This window comes from Nocardia sp. CC201C (assembly GCF_030010695.1).
In the GTDB taxonomy this organism is placed as follows: domain Bacteria; phylum Actinomycetota; class Actinomycetes; order Mycobacteriales; family Mycobacteriaceae; genus Nocardia; species Nocardia otitidiscaviarum.
In genome coordinates this window covers 1-5535 of the sequence record NZ_JASCXP010000468.1, presented here as the reverse complement: position 1 = coordinate 5535, position 5535 = coordinate 1, and the positions used below count along the sequence as shown (strand labels likewise).

General features: G+C 63.7%; 8 protein-coding genes. 3 read left to right on the top strand and 5 right to left on the bottom strand.

The features are described 5' to 3' along the window. The coding region (locus QK444_RS31840) for a DUF397 domain-containing protein (protein WP_282785777.1) at positions 1 to 194 on the bottom strand (194 nt) is incomplete at its 3' end. Then, positions 191 to 1084, bottom strand: coding sequence for a helix-turn-helix transcriptional regulator (locus QK444_RS31835; protein WP_282785776.1), 894 nt, complete (start codon positions 1082 to 1084; stop codon positions 191 to 193). The genes QK444_RS31840 and QK444_RS31835, both read right to left, overlap by 4 nt. A gap of 455 nt (positions 1085 to 1539) precedes the next feature. Here QK444_RS31835 and QK444_RS31830 point away from each other — a divergent pair, with 455 nt between their 5' ends. Further along, positions 1540 to 1866, top strand: coding sequence for a hypothetical protein (locus tag QK444_RS31830; RefSeq protein ID WP_282785775.1), 327 nt, complete (start codon positions 1540 to 1542; stop codon positions 1864 to 1866). Then, a complete protein-coding gene (locus tag QK444_RS31825) occupies positions 1863 to 2399 on the top strand; it encodes a hypothetical protein (protein ID WP_282785774.1) in 537 nt (178 codons plus the stop codon). The genes QK444_RS31830 and QK444_RS31825 overlap by 4 nt, the downstream gene beginning before the upstream one ends. 105 nt (positions 2400 to 2504) lie before the next feature. Here QK444_RS31825 and QK444_RS31820 read toward each other — a convergent pair whose 3' ends face one another. Beyond that, a complete protein-coding gene (locus QK444_RS31820; protein ID WP_282785773.1) occupies positions 2505 to 2804 on the bottom strand; it encodes a colicin immunity domain-containing protein in 300 nt (99 codons plus the stop codon). A 2-nt stretch (positions 2805 to 2806) separates the two neighbouring features. Next, positions 2807 to 3967 (bottom strand): colicin D domain-containing protein, encoded by a 1161-nt coding sequence (locus QK444_RS31815; protein WP_282785772.1) that lies wholly within the window; start codon positions 3965 to 3967, stop codon positions 2807 to 2809. A gap of 437 nt (positions 3968 to 4404) precedes the next feature. Between QK444_RS31815 and QK444_RS31810 the strand changes: the two genes are divergently transcribed. Beyond that, positions 4405 to 5040, top strand: a complete 636-nt coding sequence (locus QK444_RS31810) for a DUF998 domain-containing protein (RefSeq protein WP_282785771.1) — start codon at positions 4405 to 4407, stop codon at positions 5038 to 5040. 88 nt (positions 5041 to 5128) lie between these two features. On the opposite strand, the gene QK444_RS31805 is transcribed toward QK444_RS31810, so the two are convergent. Beyond that, complete coding sequence (locus tag QK444_RS31805; protein WP_282785770.1) at positions 5129 to 5398, bottom strand: hypothetical protein; 270 nt, start codon at positions 5396 to 5398, stop codon at positions 5129 to 5131. Between the last annotated feature and the right edge of the window lie 137 nt (positions 5399 to 5535).

The following is a 5535-nucleotide window of genomic DNA, read 5'->3' as shown; positions in this document are numbered from 1 at the left end:
TTGAACTCGCCTTGCTCCGCTCCCGCTATGAAGGCGTCCCATTCGCCGGCGGTGAAGCGCAGCATCGGTCCGCTGGGGTCCTTCGAGTCACGAACCGCCATACCGCCGTTCGGCAGTTCCGCGACCTCGACACATTCGGCCTGCGAGCCACTCTTGGTGCTCTTTCGCCACTTCAACGGCTGGTCAATGTTCACGCTGCTCGCTCATGCTCTCTGATGATGTGCCGGAGGAAGTTCCGGCTGTCTTGGATGGTCAACGCCGAGGACCGAAGGTCCTCGAACGCCTTCTGGAACCGGGCCACGACAGGACGCTTCTCAAGATACAACTCGCCGGTGAAGCCTTCGAGATACACAACCGTCGGTTGCGTCGGCCGTCCCCTCTCGTCGTCCCTGAAGTCCAGTATGACGAAGGACCCCAGAGGCTCCCCTGCGGGGCACCCTGCGGAGAAGGGCAGCACGCGCAGGCTGATGTTGGGTTTGGTGGACATCTGGTCCAGGTGGCGGAGCTGGTCGATCATCACCTTTCTGCTGCCCATTACGCGCCGAAGGGTGGCTTCACCAATAATCGCGTCCACGCGTGTGCCACCCGCGCGCATGATCGACTTCTGGCGACGAAGGCGGAGCTGTACTCGTCGGGCTGTTTCCTCGTGGTCGCCCACCGCACGGTCGGAGCTGATGATCGCGCGGGCGTAGTCGCCGGTCTGAAGAAGTCCCGGCACCAGATCCGACTGGTGAATCCGGAGCCCTTCAGCGTTGCCCTCCAGCCCTATGTACATGTCGAATCCGCGTCGGATCACGTCGCCGTACTCGTGCCACCACGACTTTTCGTTGGCTTGATGGGCGAGGCCGATCAGCGCCTCCGTCTTCTCGGTGTCCGCGTCGTAGATGCGGCACAGTTCCCGGATGTCCGCGTCTCGGGGGCCGTCGATCTTCGCTGTTTCGAGTCGCTGGAGCATCGACGGCGTCCACTGCATGAGCTTCGCGGCTTCGGCGATCGTGAGGCCGTTCTCGTTTCTGAGTTCTCGTAGGTAGGTACCGAGCTGTCGGCGGGGCAGCGCGGGGTCGGATGCGGTTGCGGTGGACACATAACCCCCTATGAGTCGGGTGCTGATTCATGGTGAATCAGCTTCTGGTTCACGGCAAGCACGGTGCTGGAAAGACGAGATTCTTCCGGTGAATATTCACCATGCGTATTGTGCCACCGCTGGCGCGGGTGTGTGCTTGATATGCGTCCGGACGGCGGAAGTGCCGCAAGGGCTCGTACTTCGAGCGGGTCCCGCGTCCGCAGCGGACCTCTCATGAAGGTCGATCCGGGCGGTACCTAATGCTTTGCCCCGCCTTGTGATTCGAGAGGCCGTGACATGAAGACCGCGAGACTGTACTTGTGCCAGGCTGACCCAGGGGGGCTGTCGGTTCTGGAAGCTGAGCACGCCGTCATGCTCCACCCCAAGCGCCGGGACACCGCGTGCAAGATGGTCCCCCGCATCGATACCGCTCTCACGCTTCGCGCGCAGGCGGCCTTGACGGGCGGTGAGCTGGCATGACCGAACCAGGCATTCTGCCGCATGAAACGACGCGGGCCGTCGTGCGGGAGGTAGAGCGGACGCGCAGCATGCTCGTTGCGGCATCGGCCCGCCACTATCGATCGACGGCCAAGGACTCGGGGGTCGATGAGCAGCAGGCGTTCGAGGAGCATCGCGCCGCCATCAGCAGCTTCGCCGCCGCTGCCGGTAAGCGGGCGATCCTGTGGGACCGGCTGGTTCGCGACGCCGGGTTGACCCCGGAGGCGGCGGCGATGGTGCTCGACCTGTCCGGGGACGAAGTCGACGCGTTCACGTTGAAGACGCCGGGGGTGGGGCAGTCATGATCACCGGTACCGAGCAGCGACGGCTGATCTGGCTCGACGCCACGGACCACCGCCAGAGCTACGCGGTGGCGCTCGGCCCCGACCGCGTGACGTTCCGCGTCGAGCGCGGCGGCCCGGTGTGCATCAATTCCATCGCCGCAGAACATCTGCCGGTGCGTCCGTTTCAGCCCCGCCCATACCTCGAGATGGTGGAGCGCAGCCACCCCGAAGACCAGCGCTACTGGGATGCGGTGCGGTGGGCGGCGATGGGCCTGCTGGCGGCGTGGGCGCATTCACGGGGCGTGTCGGAGATGCGGTTCATGCAGCGTCGCCTCGTCCACACCACGCACGGTGATCTGACCACAGTGTGGTTCCGGGAGCCGTTCGCGCCGACCGGGGGAGCGCCGCGCATCATCCGGGTCATCGGGCGTTCGGGAGTCGAGTTGGTCGCGTTCGGCGACTGCCCGACTCCGGAACAGGCCCGCAACGAGCAGCCGCGCTACATCGGCTTGTGGGATGCCGTGGATGTCGCGGCGCGGCCATGGCGGGCGTGATGCACGGCGCGGCTCCGATGAGCCTTGACCTGCACGTCCAGCGTTTCCTCGTCACGGCGGATGGCCGCCTCAAACCTGGCACGGGATCGATTTCTCGCCCGGCGACTATTCTTTGTTGGCCAGAAAAAGAATTTTGTACGCCGCAGCAGCTCTTGAGCGCAACTGCTCATCGTCTAACCCCCCCGCCTCGGCTCGCAAGCCTGGATCCGACACGTATTCATCCACATCGGCGAACAGGCCATCGAGGATATCGAACTCTTTCAATGGAATCTTTGCAGCTTCGTTCTTGAATAACATAAGATACCTCGACTCAAAAGTCGGCGCGTCGATCACTCCCGAGACAAACTCACCAATGAGTCGTTCATAATTCGCAAGCGCACGGTCGACAGAGTTTCTACCAAACATCTCTAATTTCCTCCCAGCCTTCCTCTTTCGAGGATGTTCGCCGTCTGACCAGGGCTGACCCTCCAGCCGGTGATAAAGTCGCCACTCAGCGACTGGACGACAACCAAACCGGTTTCAGGATTGTAGTTCAAGATTGCGCGATCTCCATGATAGAAGCCATCTATATGAAGCGTATTTGGGTCGTCGAGGTGTGATTGCAACGCTTCTCGGAAGTTCTTTGCGGCTGTCTTGTTGTTCCAATTTTCTTCAACTCCAAAATCTTTTGCATGCTTGAACTTCTTTTGTAGTTGCTGATCAGTGGCCCGAAGCGGTACAGGGTCGATCGTTTTAACTCCGGGGCCGAGTCTTGGGCCAGATCGTCTACCAAATATTCCCTTGATTCCGTCCCAAATCTTCTTACCGCCTTCGATGATGGCACCGCCAATATTCTTGGCGCCATCCAGGAGAACCTTTCCAAGCGCTGCGACGGCGCCGCCAAGAGCTTTCGCAAAGTCGACCAGACCCTTGGCGAGATCAACGATGGCGCGGCCGAGCGCCTTGATGGCGTTGAGCAGTAGTTCGCCGAGTTTGGGCAGGATTTTGAGGAGAGGTTCGCTGAGGAGTCGTCCCAGACCGACGACAAGTTTGAATGCGATGACCGCGAGGTCTTTGATCAGGAATACGTCGAGGACTGCCATGACGAGCCAGAAGATGCCCCAGCCCCAGCGGCCTTGCGAGAAGTATGCGATGGCGTAGCGCAGCGATCCGTATACCGGAACGAGGCCTTCCCAGAAGCCGGGTTCCTCTTGCCACCAGGGGGTTTCGTTGTCGCTGTCCGGTTCGGCGGGTGGGGCGGTTGGGTCGGTGCTGTCTGCACCTTCGCCGTGTCCTTCGCCCGGGGATGGTTGGTGGTTGCCTCCTTGGTCATCGCTTGGCTGCCCCCCGGAGCCCTGTTCTCCATCATTGCCTTGGTTGCCGCTCGGGTTGTCGCCGCTGTGGTCCTGGGCAGGGTTGTGCTGGTTGTCGTTGGAGTCGCCGGGGCCATCACCGGGTACCGGTAGGGCATCGTCGGGTTGGGAGGTGTCGGGTCTGGGGTAGCCGAAGCCGCCGGGCCACCGCGAATCGGGGATCGCGCGGCTGCCATCGCTCCACTGAGGGTGGTCGTTGTTCCATTCCAGGGTCACCCCCGGTGGGGGCGGACCCGATATGTCCGGGTGTGCCGGTTCCAGTCCGCCTCCGTTGCCGCCGGGCCAGTGGCCGCCTCCACCCGGCGGATTGGCTCCTTCGCTGGTCGGGGGTGGTGTCGATGGTGAGGGGGTTGGTGTTTGAGGGGGTGTGGGCGAGGGGGACTGCGGGGAGGGCGATGGTTGCGGGGCCGGGTTCGGTGACGGGTCGGGTTGGGGATGTTGGGGAGCGGAGGACTCACCTCGATCCGAGCAATCGCCACCCTGTCGGCATCGAGCGACGACCAGGCCACTCAGATCACCGCCTACGGCCAACCCGTCTGGCTCTGACCTTCCATCTGGACAGCGTCAGATGGCGCTCCGATGAATTTCCGTTCCCGGGTCCGTCTGGAACCTCGACGGCAATACCGCCGACCGACCTACCGAAGAAAGATCTGATGAAGACTGACAAGCTGCTCACCGCTGGCGCTCTCGCCACCCCGGTGTTCTTCGCCATCGCCCTGGCCCAGGCATTCACCCGTGATGGCTTCGATCTGAGTCGGCACATGATCAGCCAGCTCGCCCTCGGTGACCTCGGCTGGTTGCAGATCGCCAACTTCGTCGGCACCGGCGTGCTCTTCGTGCTTGGGGCGCTCGGCCTGCGCCGGACCCTCACCGACGGCATCGGCCGGGTCTGGATTCCCCGTCTTGTCGCCGTCTTCGGTGCGGGCCTGATCGCCGCCGGTGTCTTCGTCTGCGACCCGGCCAAGGGCTACCCCATGGGCGAGCCCGACACGCTCACCTGGCACGGCATGGCGCACGGGGCCGCAGCGACCATCTCCGGCCTCGCCCTGGTGGCCGTGAATGTCATCCTCACCCGGCGCTACCTCCGCGCTGACCGAAAGGCCATGGCCGCCATCACGATTGCCATCACCCTGGCCTTCATGGTCCTCCCCGCCGCCCTGCCCGGCCAGGTCAGCATGGTCTTCGCCGCCGTCTCCTTCCTGGCCTGGGGCTGGATCTCCCTGCTGGCCGCCAGCCTCCTGCCCACCCGCCGCGCGGCGGGTGCCATCCGGGAGCCGCAGTTCGCGTGAGGTGAGCGAACGGAAAGGCGTCCGCACCGAAGTCAATGGTGCGGACGCCTTTTCGTGGAGCTGGCGGATCAGCTGATCGCCATCGGGATTACCAACCAGCCTTGACGATCGGGCCGTAATAGACGACCGGTAGGCCGGTGCCGGCGCATTCGACCCAGACATCGGCACCCGGCGCGAATCGCAGGTAGATCGGCTCGGGGCCGAGAGAGAACTGCATGATGCCCGGGGCCTGGTAGAAGAACGGCGGTTGCAGGCTCCAGCCGGTGCACTGCCACCACTCGCCCGGGGCGGTGTCCATCCGGATGACGCCACCCGGTTCCGGTGTGGGGACGGGAGGGGTGGCGGCGGACGTCTGCATGTTCAGGAGGCCAGCCGCGGCAATCATTGCCGCGACCGCGACCGAGCGAAGTGTTGCTCTCATTCGTGTTCCTTTGTGGCCCTTGTCGTTGGTGCGAGGGGACGATGGGCGGGGCCGAATCAGACGACCGCGCCGTA